An 18,887-nucleotide genomic window follows, 5' to 3' on the forward strand; every position below is an offset into this window, starting at 1 on the left:
ATATAGTCCCTTCGGGGCTGGAGTGAAAGCTGGGAGTGGGCATGTCGTTTTGGGTCCGGCGTCGTCCGACCAGGATCGCGGTGCTGGCGGTGGCCGTGACCGTGGGGGCTCTCGCCGTCGCGCCGCCTTCGGCGTCGGCGGCCGGTTCGGTGCTGTTCGACCAGCCGTTCCGCAACAACACAGCGAACGGCGTCGGCGCGGTGGCGGTGCCGGGCGTGCCCGTCGCCCTCGCCACGAACGCCGCCTGCCTCACCGCGGCGGGCAACTCGACCACCGGGCCGCTGCTCAGCTGCACCACGTCCACCGACCCGCAGGGCTCGGGCAAGCTGCGCCTCACCCCCGCCACCACCAACCGCGAGGGTGGCGTGTTCGGCGCGGTGAGCGTGCCCACCTCGCAGGGCCTGCACGTCACCTTCAACACCTACCAGTACGGCGGCAGCGGCACCGGCGCGGACGGCCTCGCCTTCGTGCTGGCCGCCGTCGACCCCGCGAACCCCAGAGCCCCGGCGACCCTCGGCCAGCCGGGCGGCTCGCTCGGCTACTCGGCGGCGTTCAATGGTGTGTCGGCGGGGCTGTCCAACGGGTACCTGGGCATCGGGCTGGACGTCTTCGGCAACTTCAGCAACAGCGTCTACCAGGGCACCGGCTGCACGAATCCGCCGTACATCTCGACCACCGGCGGGCGCGTCCCCGGTCAGGTCGTGATCCGTGGGCCGGGTCGCAACAGCGTCGGCTACTGCGCGATCAACAGCACCGCCACCACCACCTCATCGGCAGCGCTGCCGCTGCGGGCGAGCACCCGTGCGGCCTCGGTGGTGCCGGTCGAGGTGGTCGCCAACACCACCGGCTCCCCGTTCACCACCGACACCGGCATCACGGTTCCCGCCGGTCAGTACCGGGTCAGGTTCACCCCGGTCGGTGGGTCGGCGCGGACCCTGGAGGGCGCGCTCCCGGTGGTGTCGCCGAGCCTCTACCCGTCGCCGACCTGGTTGAACGCCAGCGGCTACCCCCGGCAACTCGCGTTCGGCTGGGTGGGCTCGACCGGCTCGGTCACCGACTTCCACGAGATCGACAACGCCCGCGCGGTCAGCTTCAACCCGGTGCCGGACCTCAACGTGTCGCAGACCAGCGCGGTCGGGGCGTCCCCACAGCCCGGTGACCCGGTCACCTACTCGATCACCGCCGGGGTCGACGCGGGGGCCGCCGAGACGTCGCCGATCTCGGTCACCCAGACCGCCCCCGCCGGTGTCGTGCCGCGCGGGGCCTTCGGGTCCGGCTGGGTCTGCGCCGCGCCCGTCGGGCAGAGCGTCACCTGCACCAACAGCAACGGTCCCTTCGCCGGGGGAACCGCGCTGCCGCCGATCACCGTCGTCGCGACAGTCACCGGCACCGGAGTGACGCCGACGCTGATCCAGACCGCCACCGTGGCGACCTCGTCCTCGATCGACGCGAACCCCGGCCTGTCCACCTCCACCACGCCGGTCACCCCGGCCACCGCGCCCAGCGGCGTCACCGTCACCCCGGCCTCGGGCTCGATCTCCGGGGGTGGCGCGGTCACCGTGGGCGGCAGCAACCTCGCCGGTGCCACGGCGATCACCATCGGTACGACGGCGGAGCAGCAGGCCGGCACGTCGGTGCTGCTGTTGCCGTGTACCTCCGGCCCGGCGGCCGGCTGCTTCACGGTGAACCCGGACGGCACCCTCGGCATCTCCGCCATGCCCGCCCGGTCCAGCCCGGCTCCGGTGACCGTCAGCGTCGTGACCCGGGGGTCCGCCGGATCGGGGGCCTACACGTACGCGTCCACGCCGGGCACACCGGCCACGCCCACCGCCGTCGCCGGCGTCACCAGCGCCACGGTGAGCTGGACCGCACCGGCGAGCAACGGCAGCCCGATCACCGGATACCTGATCACTCCGATCCGCGACGGCGTCACCCAGCCGACGCTCTCCTTCGACGCCTCCACCACCAGCCGTACCCTGACCGGCCTGACCGCGGGCGCCTCGTACGCCTTTCGGGTGGCGGCGGTGAACGCGTTCGGCACCGGCGCGGCGAGCCCCGCTTCGGCGGCGGTGGTCCCGTACACACTGCCCGGCGCACCGACGATCACCTCCGCCACGGCGGGGACCACCGCCGCCACGGTGAGCTGGACCGCCCCGGCGAACGGAGGCGCGCCGATCACCGGCTACACGGTGACGCCGTACCTGAATGGTGTGGCGCAGACCCCGCAGACCTTCACCGGAACCGCCACGACCCAGGTCGTCACCGGGCTGACCGGCGGTGCCACGTACACCTTCCGGTTGGCCGCGACCAACGCCGCCGGCACCGGCCCACAGTCGGCCCCCTCCGCGTCGGTGACCGTCAATCCGCCACCGACCCTCACCTTCCCACCGCCACCGCCGGGCAAGGCGTACGTCGAGTACCAGTACCAGCTCACCGTTGCCGGCGGCACCGCACCGTACGCCTGGTCGGTGAGCGCCGGGAGCCTGCCCGCCGGGCTGACCCTGGACCCGGCGACCGGCCTGCTCTCCGGCACGCCCACCGCGTCCGGGACGTTTTCGTTCACCGTGCGGGTGACCGACTCGTTCAACCAGTCCGCGACCCGTGGCGTCGAGCTGGTGATCAGCCCGCTCGGTGGGCTGGCCATCAGCGTCCCGGCGATCTCCCACCTGGGCACCGTCAGCTCGGGAACGACAGGCGTCTCTGGTCAACTCGGCCCGGTGACCGTCACCGACGACCGTGGACCGTTCTCCGGGAACTGGGTGAGCGTCGTCTCCAGCACGAACTTCACCACGGGCTCCGGGTCGAGTGGCGAGACCATTCCCAACGCCAGCATCACGTACGCCTCGGGCGCCGCGGTGGCCGCCAGCGGTGTCGGCACCTTCGTCCCGCAGCCCGGCGCGGTGCTCGACACCCCGCGTACGGCCGCCGGTTGGTCCGGGCAGGCCGGAGGCCCGAACTCCGCCACCTGGAATCCGACGCTGTTCGTGCGGCTTCCGTCCGGGGTGGTGGTCGGCGACTACCGGGCGGTCGTGACGCACTCGGTCATCTGAGAGGGCGGTCCGCGGTAGAACGTCGAAGGCACCCGCGCGAAGCTAGAGCGCATGGTCAACCACCACGTCCTCACCGTAGACGAGCCCGGAAGATTCACCCTCGCCCAGCAACAGAACTAATCCTCCGAACCGCCCTCTCACAGGTGATCGAATTCGCCGTGGCGGTTGCGCCACAAACTGAGGACCAGGAGAACCGGATACACGGCGAGGAGCCGGCTGAGGTAGAAGGCCGCCGCGCAGATCAGGATGGTCGACACTCCAGACCGGTAGGTCACGTACCCGAGAAGTCCGGTCGACGAGAGCACCAGAGCCATCTGGAGGTGTGGCGACAGTGCGTCGCTGAGCCTCGCCCATGGCCTGATGCTGATGACGAAGAGGGCCGGCGGCCCGAGCACGGTCACGATGAAGACGGCCCACCAGCGCGACTCGTGCACCACGATGCCGTTGACGAACAGCGGGACGGCGATGATCAGAACGTGCAACGAGTACGTCAGCATCTCGGGGAACCACCCTCGTACCGGGAGGACATCGGCCGCGCCAGGTTCGAAGTCGTCGCCGTCGGAAGGCGCAGGTCGGCTCGCTGACGGCGACGCACTCGACAGTGATGGCTCCCATCCATTGTCTTCGCTGCCGAGCGCGTTCTGCAACGAGAATCGCCGAGTGACCCTGATCTGCCGCCCGGATCGCGGTCACAGGCGATGTGAGCACCGGCTCCGGCGCGGAAGCCTCTTGCTCCCGGCGGGCGCTCAGCCTCAGAACTCACATTCAACCCATCGAGCCACCGCTATCAACAGCGAGCCCGCCGGAAGGACGCCAACCGGACGCAACGCATAGGTCAGGTCAAGTTACTGCGGACCGCCCTCTGCGGACCGTCGCCGGAGACGGCGCTGCCCGGCCGCTCCGGAGGGAACAGCCGGGCAGTCGTGTGGGCGGGGACGTCAGGCCAGTTGGGCCCGTTGCCGGCGGACGAGGTACCAGCCGGCGAGGGTGAGCAGCACCAGCACGGCGACCGCGCCGACCGCGTAGACCAGCCAGCCCGGGCCGGTGGGCTTCCCCACGGCCATCGGCGCCGCGACCGGCAGGACGATCTTCCCGGTGGCGGTGCGCTCCACGGTGCCGCTGGCGAGCTTCGCGTGCACCTCCCAGGTCCCGGCGGGCAGGGCCTGGTTGACCTCGATCCGGACCTGGCCGTTCTGGCCGGGCAGGATCGTCACACCGTTCGTCACCTTGAAGGGGCCGGCCCGAACCGCCGCCTTGCTCAGCGTCAGCGTGCCGGTCATGTCCAGCGCGCGCTCGCCGGTGTTGGTGACAGTGGCGGTGACCACCGGGAACTCGCCGGGGCCGGGCTCCGCCGCCAGCCCGTCGATACGGAAGTCCGTCGGTGGCTCACCGCCCGGCCCGATGTCGAGGTAGACGCGGATGCCGACCCGGTGGATCTGGGTGACGTTGCCGGTGCGCTCCTTCGCGCTGGTGACCTGCGCCCAGATCGCCGCGTACCGCTCGCCCTTCGACGCCTTCCTCGGTACGGCGATCTCGACCTCGACGGGCCGGCGCTCGCCCGGGTCCAACTCCATCGTGGCGGTCTTCAGCCTGATCCACCCGCTCAGCTCGTTGCCGGTACGCCCCTCGGGCACCGTGAACGAGTTGTTCTCGACCGACGCCGCCCCGGAGTAGAACTCGACCTTCTGCGTCTCGCCGGAGGTGTTGCGCACCTCGACCCGACGGTTGATCGTCGTCCCGGGCTTCAGGTGGTCCACGATGTAGACCTGGGCACGGGGGTCCTGCACCCGGCTGGCCGGGATGTCCAGCATGCGGATGCTGATCGCCGCGCCGTCGGTCGGCTGCTGTCGGTGCTCCCGCACGGCAACGGCTGGCGCCGCCGGAACCCCGAGCGCCACGAGGGCGACCGAGGCCAGCAGCGCCAGCCGGCCGAGCGGCTCAGAACACCGAATGTGTCACCGTCCCGGTGTAGACACCCTGGACGGTGCCGACGGGCACGTTCACCACCAGGGTCGGGTTCCAGGTGGCGAAGTTGTTGCCGGTGCCGCCGGTGTGGCTCATCGCCGTCCGGGGGACGTTGATGATGACCTGCTGGGCGGCGGTCGGCTGGCCCGCCGTGAAGGTGCCGCCACCGGCGGTCGCCGTCGGGGGACCGGACCAGTACAGGACGTTGATGTTGGGGATCGTCTCCCCGGAGCTGCCGCCGCCGGTCACGAAGTCCGTGGAGATGACCGTGGCGTTCCAGTTGGGGGTGAGCGACCCGCGCTGGTCCAGGACGGTCACCGGGCCGAGCTGACCGGTGATGGTCGAGCCCTCCACGCCGTGCCCGATGTTGGCCGACGCCGGTACGGTGATCGACAGGCCACCGGCGGCGTCGACGGTGAGGGTCACGATGGTGTCGCCCGTCGTGTCCGCGGCGGCCGGCCCGGCGAGCGTGACGGCGGCGGCGATGCCGGCCAGGCCCGCGAGAAGTTTCCTGCGCATCAAGTCTCCTTTGGTCTCCGAATCGCCTATCAATGGCTCTTCGAGACTATCCACGCAAAACGGTCATAAGGGTTGAATTCGCGAGCGTCACCCGGTGGTCGGCGTCCGCGCTTCGCCGTGTCCGCCCAGACGATGGTCCGGAACGTGTCTAGGCCGGGACCACGTACGGGAACGTGGCGGCGCGGGCGGCCTTCGTGACGTCCGGGGTGAGCCCGGACGTGGTGCCCGTGTTGAGGATCAGGGAGAACATCACCTCGGGCGCGTTGTCCGCCATGGTCCGGCCGTTGCGCACCGCGAAGCCGTAGTTGGCGGCCGTGCCGACCTTGTAGGACAGCATGTCCGGGTAGAGCTGCCGCGCGACGTTCCAGCCGTACGCCTGTGGGTCCGGCGCGGTGCCGTTCGCCGCGACCACCCGCGCGACCGCGTTCGCGATCTCCGCGCCGTCCTCGGTGAGGTCCCTGCTCGGGTGCCGGAGGTTGGCGGGGTTGGAGAAGTCGGTGTCGTGGGGCCAGAAGATCGGCCACATCATCGGGTGGCCGGCGCGGTTGATCTGCCGCCAGCCACCGGCGTCGGTGGCCAGCATGGTGCGGCACCACACGCCGATCTCGGTGCCATCGCGCAGCAGTGGCTCGTCGTGGGAGACCTCGAGAACGATCGACTCGACTGTCGTGCCGGCGAAGCTGTTCCTGGCCTGGTCGGCGCGCCAGGCGGAGTGGTCCACCGCCGACCCGTCCTTGACCGCGCCGTTGATGGTGGCGAGTTCGTCGAGGTCGACGAAGAACGGGTCGGTGATCCGCCCGGCCCAGACCCGGACGGTGCCGCCGCTCGTCACCTCGCCGGTGCGTCCCTCGGCGACGGGGGTGCCCATGGCGGCGTCGTCGCGGGCGTCGGCGCCGGTCAACTCGTACAGCTGGAAGGTCTGGATGCCTTCGCCGTTCGGCTCGCCGAAGGCGAACCGGTAGGTCAGGTCCTCCAGTTCGGAGCCGTTGATATGGATCTTGATCTCGTAGCGGGCCTCGGCGTGGAACCCGCGCTTGATGTCAGCCCTGGTCACCGAGCTGTTGACGTCCATGACGAACACCGTCGCGCGGTCGCCGTCGAAGACGTACAGGTCGTCGATGTAGAGCTGCCCGCTCTGGGCGGCGAGGGGGGTATCGAGATGATGCGACATGAACTCACTCCCGGATCGGCCACAAATGGACTAATCCGAAAATAGGGGCATGCCGACATGGTGGTGGGCCGTTCGCGATGATCCCGAACGGCCCACCCGATCGCCTCCGCGTGGTCAGAAGCGGGACCACTTCTGGTTGGCGGCGCCGAGGCAGTCCCACAGGTGCAGCTTGCCGCCGTTGTTGGGGTTGGCCTCACGGACGTCCACGCACCTGTTGGCGTTGAGATTGACCAGGTCGCCGGCGGCGTTGAGGGTGAACCGCTGAGCGCTGTTGCCGTTGCAGCTCACCAGGTTCACCTCGGTGCCGTTGGCGGTGCCGGCCCAGGCCGGGTCCATGCACTTGCCCATCGCGCGGATGGTCCCGTCGGCGGCGAAGGTCCAGCTCTGGGCCGCCGTGGTGTTGCAGTCCCAGATCTGGAGCTTGGCGCCCTCGACCGGGTTCGCGCCGGGGATGTCGATGCACCGGCCGCTCTGGGCGCCCCTGATCCGGCTGGTGCCGGGAGCCGGGTCGCCCCCGCCCGGGGTGTAACCGTTCACCCGCACGTAGTCGACGAGCATCTGCTGCGGGAACTGGGTGGAGCCGTCCGGGTAGCCGGGCCAGTTGCCGCCCACCGCCACGTTGAGGATCATGAAGAAGGGGTGGTCGAACACCCACCGGTTGCCGCCGAGTCGGGCCGGGTCGACCCGGTGGTACTGCACCCCGTCGACGTACCAGGTGATCACGTTCGGCTCCCAGTCCACCCGGTAGGTGTGGAAGCCGTCGGCGAGCGGGCTGCCGAGGGTCCGGCTGCCGGTGATGCCTCCACCGCCCGAGTAGCCGGGGCCGTGCACGGTGCCGTAGACGGTGTTGGGTTCCCGCCCGATGTTCTCCATGATGTCGATCTCGCCGGCGTCGGGCCAGCCGCCGCCGGTGCCGAGCATCCAGAACGCCGGCCAGATGCCCTGGCCGCGCGGGAGCTTGATGCGGGCCTCGAAACGCCCGTACGTCTGGGTGAAGGTGGCGGCGGTCAGCAGCCGGGCCGAGGTGTACTCGCAGCGCCCGTAGTGGCACTGGTAGTTGGCGGGGTTGTCTCGGCGGGCGGTGATCACCAGGTTGCCCTGCCCGTCGTGGACGGCGTTGCTGGTGCTGTTGGTGTAGTACTGCCGTTCGTTGTTGCCCCAACCGCCGCCGCCGATGTCGAACCGCCACTTGCTCTGGTCGACGGGCGTGCCGGCGGGAGAGTTGAACTCGTCCTGCCAGGTGATCCCGCCGATGGCGGCCTCGGCTCGGTCCGGTTGCGGAGGGAGGACGAGGGCTGAGGCGGTCGCGACGAGGGCGGCCGCCATGAGTACGAGGGGGCGGAAGCGGGCTCTGTGCACGGGAGGCTCCTCGGCGGGTGGTGGAGGCGGTGAGTGAGGCGGAGAGCGCTCTCCATAACGAAGCATGTCGATACTCCGTCTTATCTGTCAAGAGTGTTTCCAATGCCGCGACCGTCCGTTACCATCCGATGACCGGCGATCCCTCCGAGCTGGACGCCGCCGACCCGCCGTCGCGGGCGGGAGTTACTCGATAGCTGTCGAATCGACCTTTCCTATTGCCGTGGGGCGTCCAGCCGGGACAGGATGGCGAGGCGTGCCGGAAACGTTCCCGTAACCTGCGCGCTGCTGGTCTCTGTCACGAGGAAGTGGGAGTCAGTCATGAGCGAGGCGTCGACGGCGCTGGGTGTGCGCCTCTATCCGGACCTGGTCGAGCGGGGCGGTCTGGCTCCCGCGATCATCGAAGCCGCTGCCCGGCACGGGCTCGACGTCGGCCAGGTGACCGCCCCCGAGCAGGGCCGGGCCCGCTTCACCTGCGCCGATCTGGGGTCCAGCGAGGGCGTCGTCTGCGTGAAGCTCGGATCGCAGGCTCGCTACTTCATGATCGACGTACGGGTCGCGGGCGAGGTCGTCGTCCGTGGCGATGTCATGGACCTGGCGCAGGTCGTCGAGGTCGCCGCAGCCTGGTGCGCCGGCCTGACGGTCGCCGAGCTCACCGCACGGTTCCCGTTCATGGAGGAGATCAAGCACCGTCCCGCGCCGATGGCCCAGGCCGGCTGACCGGCCCCGGTCTCAGCAGCGCAGCCGGGGCGGCAGCGGCGACCCGGCGTCCACCGTGCGGTTCAGGTAGGTCGACGCGACGAAGGCGACGAGGCGTTCCGCGTCAGTCGCCGTGGAGGCAAGCCCGAAGGAGGCGCGGACCGCCCCGCCCGTCGGCAGGTCCAGGGCCGACAGATACTGGTCGATGGTGTCGACCCGGGCCAGCAGTCGCCGCCGCGTCGACGTCCGGCTGATCCCGAACGCGCCCTCACCCGCGCCCGGATTGCAGAAGCAGCCGGTACGCAGGGAGAAGCCCGCCGCCGCCGATTCCCGGGCGACGAGCCGTTCGTCGACGAGCGTGCCGTCGGGCTGGCGGAGGTTGAACGTCACGGTGCCGCCTCGCCCCAGGGCCGTCGTCGGCCCGTACACCTGGACCAGCGGCCCGCCGGTGTCGTGCCGCAGCGTGGTCAGCCGCTCCAGCAACCACCCGGTGAGCAGGTCGACCCGGGTGTGCACGAGGTCCACACCGATCGAGTCGAGCCAGCGCAGACCGAACTCCACGTCGGGGATGCTGAGGAAGTTGAGCGTGCCGTCCTCGAACGCCGACTCGTCGTCCATCGGCCGGTGCCAGTCGCCCTGCACACTGACCGCGCGGATCGTGCCGCCCGCGAACCACGGCCGGCGCAGCCGGGCCAGCGCCTCGCGGCGGGCGAGCAGCGCACCGATTCCGGTCGGGTAGCCGAACATCTTGTAGAAGCTGAGGCAGACGAAGTCCGGCCGGACGACACCGAGGTCCAGCCGGTTCGTCGGCGTGAAGGCCGCGGCGTCCAGCAGCACGTCGTAGCCGCGCTGCTGGGCCACCGTCACCCAGCCCAGCGGGTGCTGCACGCCGGAGAAGTTGCTCTGCGCCGGGAACGCGAACAAGCCACGACGACCGGTCCGGCTGGACCGGCGGAGCAGACCACCGCGGCCGGCGTCGAGCGTCGCCACCAGATCGGACTCGGCGACCCGCAGCTCCGGGCCGACCACCGGCACGTACCGGACGGGCGCGCCGGCCGACCGGGCGTACTCCCGGATGCCGTTCACCGAGTTGTGGTTGTCCCAGGTCAGCACCAGCGGCGCGGCAGGGCCGAAGGCGAAGGCCTCACCGACCAGTCGGCAGGCGCCGCTGGCGTTCGGGGTGAAGACGACCGCGTACTCGGCCGGGTCCGCGCGGAAGAAGTCGAGCACCGCCCGCCGCGCCGACTCCACCAGGGCGTCCGCCGCCGCGCTCGTCGGGTTCTCCGAGTGCGGGTTGCCGAACAGGCCGGCGAGCAGCCGGTCGTGGTGGTGGCGCACCTGGGCCTGGGCCGCGACCCCGGCTCCGGCGTAGTCGAGGTACACCTGTCCGTCGGTGTCCAGGTGCTGGTACTCGGTCGCGCGCAGGTCGTCGATCCGCCGGGTGCTGGTGTAGCCCGGCAGCGTGGCGGGGGAGGTGTGCGGCATCGGTTCAGGCCGCGTCACGGGAACCTCGTCGCGCCAGCACCGCACACGCGGCGACCAGGAAGAGGACCGTGAAACCGGCGAGTATCAGCCAGTTCACCCACACCGGACGGGCGAAGCTGTCGCCGTACGTGGCCAGCAGCGGCGGGCCGAGCGGGGAGCCGCCGTCGCGCCACAGCCGCTCGACGCCGGCGGTGTGCCCCAACCCCTCGAACGCCCACCGGTTGGACATCGCGTAGCTGAGCCACTGACCGCCGACCGCCATCGCCGGGACCGGCAGGATCGCGCCGACGAACAGCACCTGCGGGAAGCACAACATCGGCAGCATGAGAGTCGCCTGGGCCGCGTCGGACACCGCCGCCGAGCACAGCAGACCGAGGGCGAGCGCCGCGGCCGACGAGAGCAGCAGTGTCGCGTACAGGGCGGCGAAGTCCCGCGCGCCGACCGGCGGCAGCCGGTCGATGCCGCGCAGCACGCCGAGTAGCGCCAGGTCCACCAGGGCCAGCAGCGGTAAGAGCACCGCGACCTTCGCCAACAGGTACGGCGCCAGGCGTACGCCCGCCAGTCGCTCGCGGCGCAGGATGGGCAGCTCGGTGCAGATCTGGAGCAGCCCGTAGGTGAGCCCGAAGAAGAAGCCACCGAAGGCGATCCAGAACAGGATCATCACGGTGACGGTAGGGCTCGGCCGGCTCGGCTCGAACGCTCCGGGACGGAACAGCAGCGCGAACATGCCGAGCACCAGCAGCGGTGAGCCGAGCAGGATCGCCAGGGTCAGCCGGTTGCGGGCGACGATCTCCGCGTTGCGCGCGGTGAGCACCGCCCACTGCCGTAGCCGGCCGACCCGCCGGGGCGGCGGTCCGTGCCCGTCGCCGGTGACAGCGAGCGGTCGGCCCGTGTCATGCGGCGTCGTCGCGGTGGGCGGCCGGTCGTCGCGCTGCGCGGCGAAGCGTTCGGGCCACTCGGCGGGGTGTGCCACCTGGTCGAGCCGCAGGTGCACCTCGACGAGCGACGGTAGGTCGAAGAACTCCCGGGCGGCGTCCGGTGTGCCGGCGAACGCCAGGCGGCCCTGGCGGGTCAACACGATGACCCGGTCGCAGTGGTCCACGTCGGTGACCTGGTGGGTGGTGAGCACCACCGTCGTCCCGGTGTCCGCGAGCGCGCGGAGCACCCGGAGCAGCTCCACGGCGATCGTCGGATCCAGCCCCGTCGTGGGCTCGTCCAGGAAGAACACCCCGGGTCGGGCGAGCAGTTCGACGGCGATGCTGGCGCGTTTGCGCTCACCGCCGCTGAGCAGGCCCACCGGCGTGGCGGCCCGTTCGGTGAGCCGCAGCTCGGCCAGCACCTCGGCGACGCGGTCACCAGCACCGACCGGCCCGGCGGGGCGCAGCCGGGCGGCGTAGCGCAGGGTGCGGGCCAGTGGTAGTTCCCGGTGGATGATGTCGTCCTGCGGAACGAGGCCCACCGCGCCCGTGGTGCCGGGGCCGTGGTGCGTCACGCTGCCCGCCGTCGGCCCGCGTACTCCGGCGAGGGTTTCCAGCAGGGTGGTCTTGCCGGCGCCGCTGGCGCCGATGATCGCGACAAGCTCGCCCGGCGCGATGCCCAGGGAGATGTCGTCCAGGACCTGGCGACCGCCCCGGACGCGCTGCCCGAGACCACTGGTGGCGATGCCGACGCCGGTGCACGGGGGAGTCGTGGTCTGCTCGGTCGTCATGTCCGTCGCCCGATCCGGTCGGTGAGGGGTCCACCTGAACATCGTTCCTCACCGATGTTACTGAGTGGACGGGTCGGTGTACCGGCCGGATCGGCCGTCGCTGCCAGCCCACTCAGTCGATCGGGGTCCGTGCCTCCGCCGGCACCTGGAGAAGGTCCAGGCAGTTACGCCACAGCGTCTCCAGCTGGGTCGGATCGTTGAGCAGCTTCGCGAGCAGGACCCGTCCCTCGATCTGGGCCACGATGGACCGGGCGGCCTCCCGGACGTCGACCGACGGGCCGGCCAGCCCGCGGTCCTTCGCCTCGACGACGACCTTCTCGATGAGGGCGATCTGCTCTTCGAAGATCTCCTGGAGCCGACCACGGATCTCCTCGGCCTGGTTGCTGAGTTCGAGGGCGAGGTTGCCGAACAGGCAGCCGGTGACCACCCCGGACTTCTGCTGGCCGACGCGCTGGATCTCCTCGGTCGCCACGAACAGGTCCCGTAGCCGCCGCAGCGGGTCGTGCTCGGTGCCGAGCAGTTGCTCCCACTGGCGGCGCTGGGCGACCCAGTGCTCGTCGATGACGGTGCGGGCGAGGGCCTGCTTGGATTCGAAGAAGTAGTAGAAGCTGCCCTTTGGCACGCCGGCCGTGGCGCAGATCTCGGCCACCCCCAGGGCCGAGTAGCCCCGCTGCTCGATCAACGTGGCGGCAGCGTCGAGGATCTTGTTCCGCGCGTCACTGGTCCGTCCCATGCATTGGAGAATACACGACCGGTCGGCTAGCTTTTAGTAGACCAGTCGTCTAGTGATCGTCCGGTCGGACTACCAGGTCCGGCCCCGCAGGGCTTCGGCCAGTCAGGAAGGGTTTCCATGAGCACCAGTCAGGCACAGAAGGTCGTCGTGATCACCGGTGCGTCCCAGGGCATCGGCGCGGGCCTGGTGGACGCCTACCGCAAGCTCGGCTACGGCGTGGTCGCCACGTCGCGCTCGATCGGCGCGTCCGACGACCCGCAGGTCGTCACCGTTCGGGGCGACATCGCGGACGCCGACACGGCGCAGCGGGTGGTGGACGCCGCCCTCGACCGCTTCGGGCGTGTCGACACCCTGGTGAACAACGCCGGCGTCTTCGTCGCCAAGCCGTTCACCGACTACACCGACGAGGATTTCGACAAGGTGACCGGGATCAACCTCGCCGGGTTCTTCCACCTCACCCGGCGCGTCATGCCGCACCTGCTGGCCAGTGGCGCCGGCCACATCGTCAGCATCACGACCAGCTTCGTCGACCAGCCCAACTCGAACGTCCCCTCGGTGCTCGCGTCGTTGACCAAGGGCGGCCTCAGCTCGGCCACCAAGTCCCTGGCCATCGAGTACGCGGGTCGCGGGGTGCGGGTCAACGCCGTCGCGCCCGGCGTCATCAAGACCCCGATGCACCCGGTCGAGACGCACGAGACGCTCGCCGGCCTGCACCCGGTGGGCCGGATGGGCGAAACCAGTGACGTGGTCGAGGCCGTCGTCTACCTCGAGTCCGCCCCGTTCGTCACCGGCGAGATCCTGCACGTCGACGGTGGCCAGAACGCCGGTCACTGACCTGACCCGATCCGCAGAGGAGCAGACGATGCCGATCGTCACCATCCAGATCACCCGCGAGGGCAGCACGCCCGGCACGTCCGCGGCGACCGCCGAGGAGAAGGCCGCCCTGATCAAGGGGGTGAGCGAGCTGCTGCGCGACGTCCTGAACAAGCCATTGACGTCGACCTTCGTGGTGATCGACGAGGTCGCGACCGAGAACTGGGGTCGTGGCGGCCTCCCGGTCGCTCAGTTCCGGCGACAGCAGAGCGCCGAGTAGGCCCGGCCCTCGCCGGTGCGGTGTGTCTCCGCGCCGGCGGGGGCCCGCTGAGCGTCGCGCTCGGGCTACCCCGCGACCTCGGCGAAGAACCGCCGCAGAGCGTCGGCGACCAGGATGGGTGCCGTCATCGTCACGAAGTGCGACTGGCCCGGCCAGACGACACGACGTGCCGTCGGCATCGCCGCGGCCAGAGCGCTGACTGTCGTGGGCATCGGCTCCCACGTGTCGGCGCCCGCCAGCAGGAGCGTCGGCACGCTGATCGAGGACCACCGCGCGATGTCCGTGCTGTCCGCGGCGAGGGCCTCGAGATCGTGCAGCCAGCCGATCGCCGAGCGTCGGGCCTCGACCGGGTCGGGCGTCCGGTCGCCGGCCGAGGCGGCGAGCGCGGCGACGATCTCGGCCGGAACCCGCGTCACGTCGTTCAACGCCGCTGCCATCGCCGGGGCGTCGTCGCGTGCGAAGGCGGAACGGTACCTGGCGAGCAGCGGTGCGATCCCTGCTCCGGCGGCGTAGAGCGGAGGCTCGAAGACGGCCAGCGAACGTAGGCCCTGAGGGTCGGCCGAGGCGGTGTGCAGCGCCACTGTCGCTCCGTAGGACGCTCCGACGAGATGGACCGGCTTGCCCGAGGGACGGCGTGCCGCCTCGATGACGGCCAGCAGGTCGGCGGTCTCGTCCGGGAAGGACTTGGGGCCCGGCGGAACGTCGCTGGGACCGTACCCGCGCCGGGCCGGCATCCACACCGTGTGCTCCCGGGCGAGGCCGCCCGCGACGGCGGCCCACGAGTGCAGCCCGCCACCCGAACCGTGCACGAGTACGACGGGGTCCCCGGCCCCGAGACGCCGCACCACCAGACGGGTCCCGTCGGGGGATTCGATGGTCAGGTCTTCGCTGTTCACTTCTGCTCCCGAGGGCCGGTCGGCCAGTTGCTCAGTGTGGTGTGCACCGCGTCGAGGATCGAGTGCCAGGACGCGTCGACGGCGCGCGGATGCCCGAACCCGTCGACGGTCTCGAGGCTCGTGAACCCGTGCAGGGTGCTGCGGACGAACCGGATCGCGTCGGTCAGCGCGGGCTCGTCCAACCCGTAGCCGCGCAGCATCGCGTAACTCAGGTCGATTAAGCGCAGGTGCCCGGCGGAACGTGTGCCGACCTCGGGCGGCAGCGGGAGTTGGGTCGCCGCGTACTGCCCCGGGTGGGCGAGGGCGAACGCGCGCCAGGCGTCGGCGAACGCGTCGAGCGCGTGGCGGCCCGCACGACCGGCCACGGCGATCGCGAGCCGGTCGGCGAACCCGGCCGCGGCCCGCACCGCGACCTGCTCGATCAACGCGTCACGACTGCGGACGTGCGCGTACAACGCGGCGTCGGACACCCCGAAGTGCCGAGCGACGGCCGCGACGGTCAGTCGTGCCAGGCCGACCGTGTCCGCCAGGTCGACCGCGGCGGCGATGACGCGCTCGCTGGTGAGGCCCTGTCGCGGCATGGCAATCCTTTGGTAGGCTAGGAAACTACTTAGGTGCCCTAAGATAGCACGTGCCCTGATCCAGCCGGCCGGCCCGTGACATGAACGGGGCGCTGGGGGAAAGACCGGCCGTCGCCGATCAGGAGGGCCGGGACGAGAGTCGTCGTCTCATCGCGGCACCCTGGCCGACGCACCGGAGTTGTACCGCCGCTTCGACCGCCGGGAGGACGGGGTCATCAAGGCGGTGCTGCGTCCGGGCTGCCGCACGGACGGCGGCCGGTGTCCGTCGAATCGGCCTTAAGGGGCGTTAGGTCACGATCCCTGCCCTGGTGGCGGGCGCGTCGAGGTGACAGTCGCCGATCCGGCTCTTCGGGAGAGGTGAGGGTCACACCAGCCGCCGCTGGGTTCGCGTGGTGTGCCGGAGGCGCTGCCGACCTCGCGACCCGATCAAGGTCATTCGATGGTGTCGAGCGCGCGGGCGCGTCCACCGTCGTCAGGTCACCGCGGATCATGCCTGGTCGCGGCGCGTGTCAGGGGGGCGCCGGGCCTGGTCGCCGCAGAGCTATCGTTTGACAACGTTGCCACCGGCGCGCGAAGGTGCCGGGAGGGGCTGCGGATGCGGCTGTGACGGGCGAATACTGCGCTACGTCTATATTGCCGGATTGTTACATTTTCAACAGGCCCTCGCCTTGCGGATGACCCTCCGGCCGCAATACGTTGCCGTCAACAACAAAACCAAGTGAAGGTTCAACCTTCCGGAGGCAACCGATGACGTTGGCGAGGTGGTACGAGCGATGAGCGACGTGCCGACCCTCCTTGAGATGCGCTCCATCACCAAGGAGTTCCCCGGAGTCAAGGCCCTCTCCGACGTCAACCTGGTGGTTCGCGCCGGCGAGATCCATGCCATCTGCGGCGAGAACGGTGCGGGCAAGTCCACGCTGATGAAGGTGCTCAGCGGGGTCTACCCACACGGCAGCTACGACGGCCAGATCGTCTACCAGGGTGCGGAGGCGCGGTTCTCCGACATCCGGGCGAGCGAGAACGCCGGAATCGTGATCATCCACCAGGAGCTCGCGCTCATTCCCGGGATGTCGATCGCCGAGAACATCTTCCTCGGCAACGAACCGCGCAAGCGGGGCTCGATCGACTGGAAGGCCGCGAACCGGATGGCACTGGACCTGATGGCCCGGGTCGGTCTGGAAGAGGACCCGGACACCCTGGTCAAGGACATCGGTGTCGGCAAGCAGCAGCTCGTGGAGATCGCCAAGGCGTTCGCCAAGGACGTGAAGCTGCTCATCCTGGACGAGCCCACGGCCGCGCTGAACGAGGCGGACTCCCAGCACCTGCTGGACCTGCTGCGCGGATTCCGCTCGCGGGGCATCACCTCGATCATGATCTCGCACAAGCTGAACGAGATCGAGGCGATCGCCGACCAGATCACCATCCTGCGCGACGGCCGGACCGTGGAGACCCTCGACGTCAAGGCCGACGGGGTCGACGAGGACCGGATCGTGCGGGGCATGGTCGGCCGCGAGCTGAGCAGCCGCTTCCCGGACCACACCCCGAAGATCGGGGAGGTCTTCTTCGAGGTGCGCAACTGGAACGTCCGGCACCCGATCTCCGCGGAGCGGCAGGTCTGCAAGAACGAGAGCTTCGTGGTGCGTCGCGGCGAGATCGTCGGCTTCGCCGGTCTCATGGGCGCGGGCCGCACCGAACTCGCGATGAGCGTCTTCGGCCGCTCCTACGGGGTGTACGAGTCGGGCACGATCATCAAGGACGGCAAGGAGATCGTGCTGAAGTCGGTGGCGGACGCCATCGACAACGGGCTCGCGTACGTCAGCGAGGACCGCAAGGCGATCGGCCTCAACCTGCTCGACGACATCAAGACGTCGACGGTGGCCGCCAAGCTGTCCAAGATCTCGCACCGCGGCGTGCTGAGCGAGGTCGAGGAGTACCAGGCGGCCGAGGCGTACCGCAAGGAGTTGCGGACCAAGGCCCCGACCGTGGACGAGGGCGTCTCCAAGCTCTCCGGCGGCAACCAGCAGAAGGTCGTCCTGGCCAAGTGGATGTTCACCGACCCGGACCTGCTGATCCTCGACGAGCCGACCCGCGGTATCGACGTCGGCGCGAAGTACGAGATCTACGGCATCATCCAGCGGCTCGCCGACCAGGGGAAGGGCGTCATCGTCATCTCCTCGGAGCTGCCTGAGCTGATCGGGCTCTGCGACCGCATCTACACCGTGTTCGAAGGCGCCATCACGGGCGAGATCGCTCGGGCGGACGCGGACCCGGAGACCCTCATGAAGCAGATGACCTCGACGAAGAAGTTGGCCACCCGATGAGCAGCCGTTTGAAGGACCTTCAGAAGAACCTGTTCGGAGGCACGACCTCCAACGCCCGTCAGTTCGGGATGATCTTCACCCTGGTGGCGATCGTCGTCCTGTTCCAGATCCTGACCGACGGCCTCACCCTGCGCTCGGACAACCTGATCGCGTTGTTCCAGCAGAACTCGTACATTCTGATCCTGGCCATCGGCATGCTGATGGTGATCGTCGCCGGGCACATCGACCTGTCGGTCGGCTCGGTCGCCGCGTTCGCCGGCATCCTGGTCGCCAAGTCGATGACCGAGTGGAACCTGCCCTGGCCCGCCGCCATCCTGTTCGGCCTCGCCATCGGCGCGGTCATCGGCGCCTGGCAGGGCTTCTGGGTGGCGTACATCGGGGTGCCGGCGTTCATCGTCACCCTGGCCGGCATGCTGCTGTTCCGCGGCGGCAACCAGTACATCGGTAACGCCAACACCATTCCGGTGCCGGAGGGCTTCCGGGAGATCGGTGCCGGCTTCCTGCCCGAGTTCGGGCCGAACACCGGCTACAACAACGCGACGTTGCTGCTCGGCCTGGCCGCCGCGGTGGCGGTGGTGTGGCGCGAGCTGCAGGCACGCAAGACCCGCAAGGCCATGGACGCCGACCCGGCCCCCATGTGGATCTCGATCCTGCGGATGGCCGTCATGGTCGGGGTGATCGCCTTCGCCTCGCTGCGCTTCGCCAGCGGTCGCGTCGGCACCAGCTTCCCGATCTCCGGCATCATCCTGGTGGCGCTGGTCATCGCGTACTCCTTCTACACCCGCAACACGGCCGGCGGCCGGCACATCTACGCGGTGGGCGGCAACTCCCGGGCGGCCGAGCTGTCCGGCGTGAAGCTCAAGCGGGTCAACTTCTTCGTCATGATGAACATGTCCGTCCTGGCCGCGCTGGCCGGCATGATCTTCGTGGCCCGTTCGGCGGCCTCCGGCCCGCAGGACGGCAACGGCTGGGAGCTGGACGCCATCGCCGCGGTCTTCATCGGTGGCGCGGCCGTCTCCGGCGGCATCGGCACCATCAGCGGTTCGATCGTCGGTGGTCTCGTCATGGCCGTGCTCAACAACGGCCTGCAACTGATGGGCGTCGGCACCGACCGGGTCCAGATCATCAAGGGCCTGGTCCTGCTGCTGGCCGTCGCGATCGACGTCTACAACAAGAGCCAGGGGCGCTTCTCCATCATCGGGAGCCTGATGCGGCCGTTCCGCCGCGAGGACTCCGCCCCACCCGCCTCACCGCCGGACGCGGAGCGCGAGCCCGCCAAGGCAGCGGTGTCCGGCTGACGGCCACCGACC

16 protein-coding genes are annotated in these 18,887 nt (G+C 70.0%); 6 read left to right on the forward strand and 10 right to left on the reverse strand.

The genetic code is table 11. From position 1 onward, the window contains the following. Nucleotides 1-41: 41 nt before the first annotated feature. Nucleotides 42-3,050, forward strand: a complete 3,009-nt coding sequence (locus O7634_RS19330; RefSeq protein ID WP_278151517.1) for a fibronectin type III domain-containing protein — start codon at nt 42-44, stop codon at nt 3,048-3,050. Between the two features lie 137 nt (nt 3,051-3,187). Here the strand turns inward: O7634_RS19330 and O7634_RS19335 are convergent, their stop codons facing one another. The 5 genes from O7634_RS19335 to O7634_RS19355 all read right to left on the reverse strand — a co-directional run bounded on the left by O7634_RS19335 (nt 3,188) and on the right by O7634_RS19355 (nt 8,031). After that, nucleotides 3,188-3,547 carry a hypothetical protein gene (locus O7634_RS19335; protein ID WP_278151518.1) on the reverse strand — a complete coding sequence of 120 codons (360 nt, stop codon included), beginning with the start codon at nt 3,545-3,547 and terminating at the stop codon, nt 3,188-3,190. Between the two features lie 441 nt (nt 3,548-3,988). Continuing rightward, entirely contained in the window at nt 3,989-4,912 is a 924-nt protein-coding gene (locus tag O7634_RS19340; RefSeq protein ID WP_278151519.1) for a hypothetical protein, read from the reverse strand. A 76-nt stretch (nt 4,913-4,988) separates the two neighbouring features. Further along, nucleotides 4,989-5,534, reverse strand: a complete 546-nt coding sequence (locus tag O7634_RS19345) for a hypothetical protein (protein ID WP_278151520.1) — start codon at nt 5,532-5,534, stop codon at nt 4,989-4,991. Nucleotides 5,535-5,682: 148 nt separating this feature from the next. After that, on the reverse strand, nt 5,683-6,705 hold the full coding sequence (locus O7634_RS19350) for a DUF4331 family protein (RefSeq protein ID WP_278151521.1): 1,023 nt from the start codon (nt 6,703-6,705) through the stop codon (nt 5,683-5,685). A gap of 114 nt (nt 6,706-6,819) precedes the next feature. After that, on the reverse strand, nt 6,820-8,031 hold the full coding sequence (locus tag O7634_RS19355; RefSeq protein ID WP_278154017.1) for a family 16 glycosylhydrolase: 1,212 nt from the start codon (nt 8,029-8,031) through the stop codon (nt 6,820-6,822). 351 nt (nt 8,032-8,382) lie between these two features. Between O7634_RS19355 and O7634_RS19360 the strand changes: the two genes are divergently transcribed. Next, the gene (locus tag O7634_RS19360) at nt 8,383-8,781 is read left to right on the forward strand and encodes a hypothetical protein (protein ID WP_278151522.1); all 399 of its coding nucleotides are present in this window, start codon (nt 8,383-8,385) and stop codon (nt 8,779-8,781) included. A 12-nt stretch (nt 8,782-8,793) separates the two neighbouring features. Here the strand turns inward: O7634_RS19360 and O7634_RS19365 are convergent, their stop codons facing one another. The 3 genes from O7634_RS19365 to O7634_RS19375 all read right to left on the reverse strand — a co-directional run bounded on the left by O7634_RS19365 (nt 8,794) and on the right by O7634_RS19375 (nt 12,686). Beyond that, nucleotides 8,794-10,263, reverse strand: coding sequence for an aminotransferase class V-fold PLP-dependent enzyme (locus O7634_RS19365; RefSeq protein WP_278151523.1), 1,470 nt, complete (start codon nt 10,261-10,263; stop codon nt 8,794-8,796). Beyond that, nucleotides 10,250-11,953: an ATP-binding cassette domain-containing protein gene (locus O7634_RS19370; RefSeq protein ID WP_278151524.1), complete on the reverse strand. Its 1,704-nt coding sequence runs from the start codon at nt 11,951-11,953 to the stop codon at nt 10,250-10,252. Before O7634_RS19370 ends, O7634_RS19365 begins: the two co-directional genes overlap by 14 nt. A gap of 112 nt (nt 11,954-12,065) precedes the next feature. Continuing rightward, the gene (locus O7634_RS19375) at nt 12,066-12,686 is read right to left on the reverse strand and encodes a TetR/AcrR family transcriptional regulator (protein ID WP_278151525.1); all 621 of its coding nucleotides are present in this window, start codon (nt 12,684-12,686) and stop codon (nt 12,066-12,068) included. Nucleotides 12,687-12,803: 117 nt separating this feature from the next. Here O7634_RS19375 and O7634_RS19380 point away from each other — a divergent pair, with 117 nt between their 5' ends. Together O7634_RS19380 and O7634_RS19385 are read left to right on the forward strand one after the other, a co-directional pair. Next, nucleotides 12,804-13,520, forward strand: coding sequence for an SDR family oxidoreductase (locus tag O7634_RS19380; protein ID WP_278151526.1), 717 nt, complete (start codon nt 12,804-12,806; stop codon nt 13,518-13,520). A 28-nt stretch (nt 13,521-13,548) separates the two neighbouring features. Beyond that, nucleotides 13,549-13,779: a 4-oxalocrotonate tautomerase family protein gene (locus tag O7634_RS19385; protein WP_278151527.1), complete on the forward strand. Its 231-nt coding sequence runs from the start codon at nt 13,549-13,551 to the stop codon at nt 13,777-13,779. Nucleotides 13,780-13,844: 65 nt separating this feature from the next. Here O7634_RS19385 and O7634_RS19390 read toward each other — a convergent pair whose 3' ends face one another. Together O7634_RS19390 and O7634_RS19395 are read right to left on the reverse strand one after the other, a co-directional pair. After that, the gene (locus tag O7634_RS19390) at nt 13,845-14,675 is read right to left on the reverse strand and encodes an alpha/beta fold hydrolase (protein ID WP_278151528.1); all 831 of its coding nucleotides are present in this window, start codon (nt 14,673-14,675) and stop codon (nt 13,845-13,847) included. Further along, nucleotides 14,672-15,256, reverse strand: coding sequence for a TetR/AcrR family transcriptional regulator (locus O7634_RS19395; protein ID WP_278151529.1), 585 nt, complete (start codon nt 15,254-15,256; stop codon nt 14,672-14,674). The genes O7634_RS19390 and O7634_RS19395 overlap by 4 nt, the downstream gene beginning before the upstream one ends. A gap of 773 nt (nt 15,257-16,029) precedes the next feature. Between O7634_RS19395 and mmsA the strand changes: the two genes are divergently transcribed. Together mmsA and mmsB are read left to right on the forward strand one after the other, a co-directional pair. Beyond that, nucleotides 16,030-17,577 carry a multiple monosaccharide ABC transporter ATP-binding protein gene (gene mmsA, locus O7634_RS19400; RefSeq protein WP_278151530.1) on the forward strand — a complete coding sequence of 516 codons (1,548 nt, stop codon included), beginning with the start codon at nt 16,030-16,032 and terminating at the stop codon, nt 17,575-17,577. After that, nucleotides 17,574-18,875 (forward strand): multiple monosaccharide ABC transporter permease, encoded by a 1,302-nt coding sequence (mmsB, locus tag O7634_RS19405; protein WP_278151531.1) that lies wholly within the window; start codon nt 17,574-17,576, stop codon nt 18,873-18,875. Before mmsA ends, mmsB begins: the two co-directional genes overlap by 4 nt. Nucleotides 18,876-18,887 lie beyond the last annotated feature (12 nt).

The sequence above is a fragment of the Micromonospora sp. WMMD1120 genome (genome assembly GCF_029626235.1).
GTDB lineage: Bacteria > Actinomycetota > Actinomycetes > Mycobacteriales > Micromonosporaceae > Micromonospora.

What these genes read in the sequence shown, in the direction of transcription:
- O7634_RS19385 (WP_278151527.1), top strand. Translation starts at nt 13,549, where the DNA reads ATGCCGATCGTCACCATCCAGATCACCCGCGAGGGCAGCACGCCCGGC.
- O7634_RS19370 (WP_278151524.1), bottom strand. Translation starts at nt 11,953, where the DNA reads ATGACGACCGAGCAGACCACGACTCCCCCGTGCACCGGCGTCGGCATC.
- mmsA (WP_278151530.1), top strand. Translation starts at nt 16,030, where the DNA reads ATGAGCGACGTGCCGACCCTCCTTGAGATGCGCTCCATCACCAAGGAG.
- O7634_RS19335 (WP_278151518.1), bottom strand. Translation starts at nt 3,547, where the DNA reads ATGCTGACGTACTCGTTGCACGTTCTGATCATCGCCGTCCCGCTGTTC.
- O7634_RS19395 (WP_278151529.1), bottom strand. Translation starts at nt 15,256, where the DNA reads ATGCCGCGACAGGGCCTCACCAGCGAGCGCGTCATCGCCGCCGCGGTC.
- O7634_RS19350 (WP_278151521.1), bottom strand. Translation starts at nt 6,705, where the DNA reads ATGTCGCATCATCTCGATACCCCCCTCGCCGCCCAGAGCGGGCAGCTC.
- O7634_RS19375 (WP_278151525.1), bottom strand. Translation starts at nt 12,686, where the DNA reads ATGGGACGGACCAGTGACGCGCGGAACAAGATCCTCGACGCTGCCGCC.
- mmsB (WP_278151531.1), top strand. Translation starts at nt 17,574, where the DNA reads ATGAGCAGCCGTTTGAAGGACCTTCAGAAGAACCTGTTCGGAGGCACG.
- O7634_RS19380 (WP_278151526.1), top strand. Translation starts at nt 12,804, where the DNA reads ATGAGCACCAGTCAGGCACAGAAGGTCGTCGTGATCACCGGTGCGTCC.
- O7634_RS19360 (WP_278151522.1), top strand. Translation starts at nt 8,383, where the DNA reads ATGAGCGAGGCGTCGACGGCGCTGGGTGTGCGCCTCTATCCGGACCTG.
- O7634_RS19355 (WP_278154017.1), bottom strand. Translation starts at nt 8,031, where the DNA reads ATGGCGGCCGCCCTCGTCGCGACCGCCTCAGCCCTCGTCCTCCCTCCG.
- O7634_RS19345 (WP_278151520.1), bottom strand. Translation starts at nt 5,534, where the DNA reads ATGCGCAGGAAACTTCTCGCGGGCCTGGCCGGCATCGCCGCCGCCGTC.
- O7634_RS19330 (WP_278151517.1), top strand. Translation starts at nt 42, where the DNA reads ATGTCGTTTTGGGTCCGGCGTCGTCCGACCAGGATCGCGGTGCTGGCG.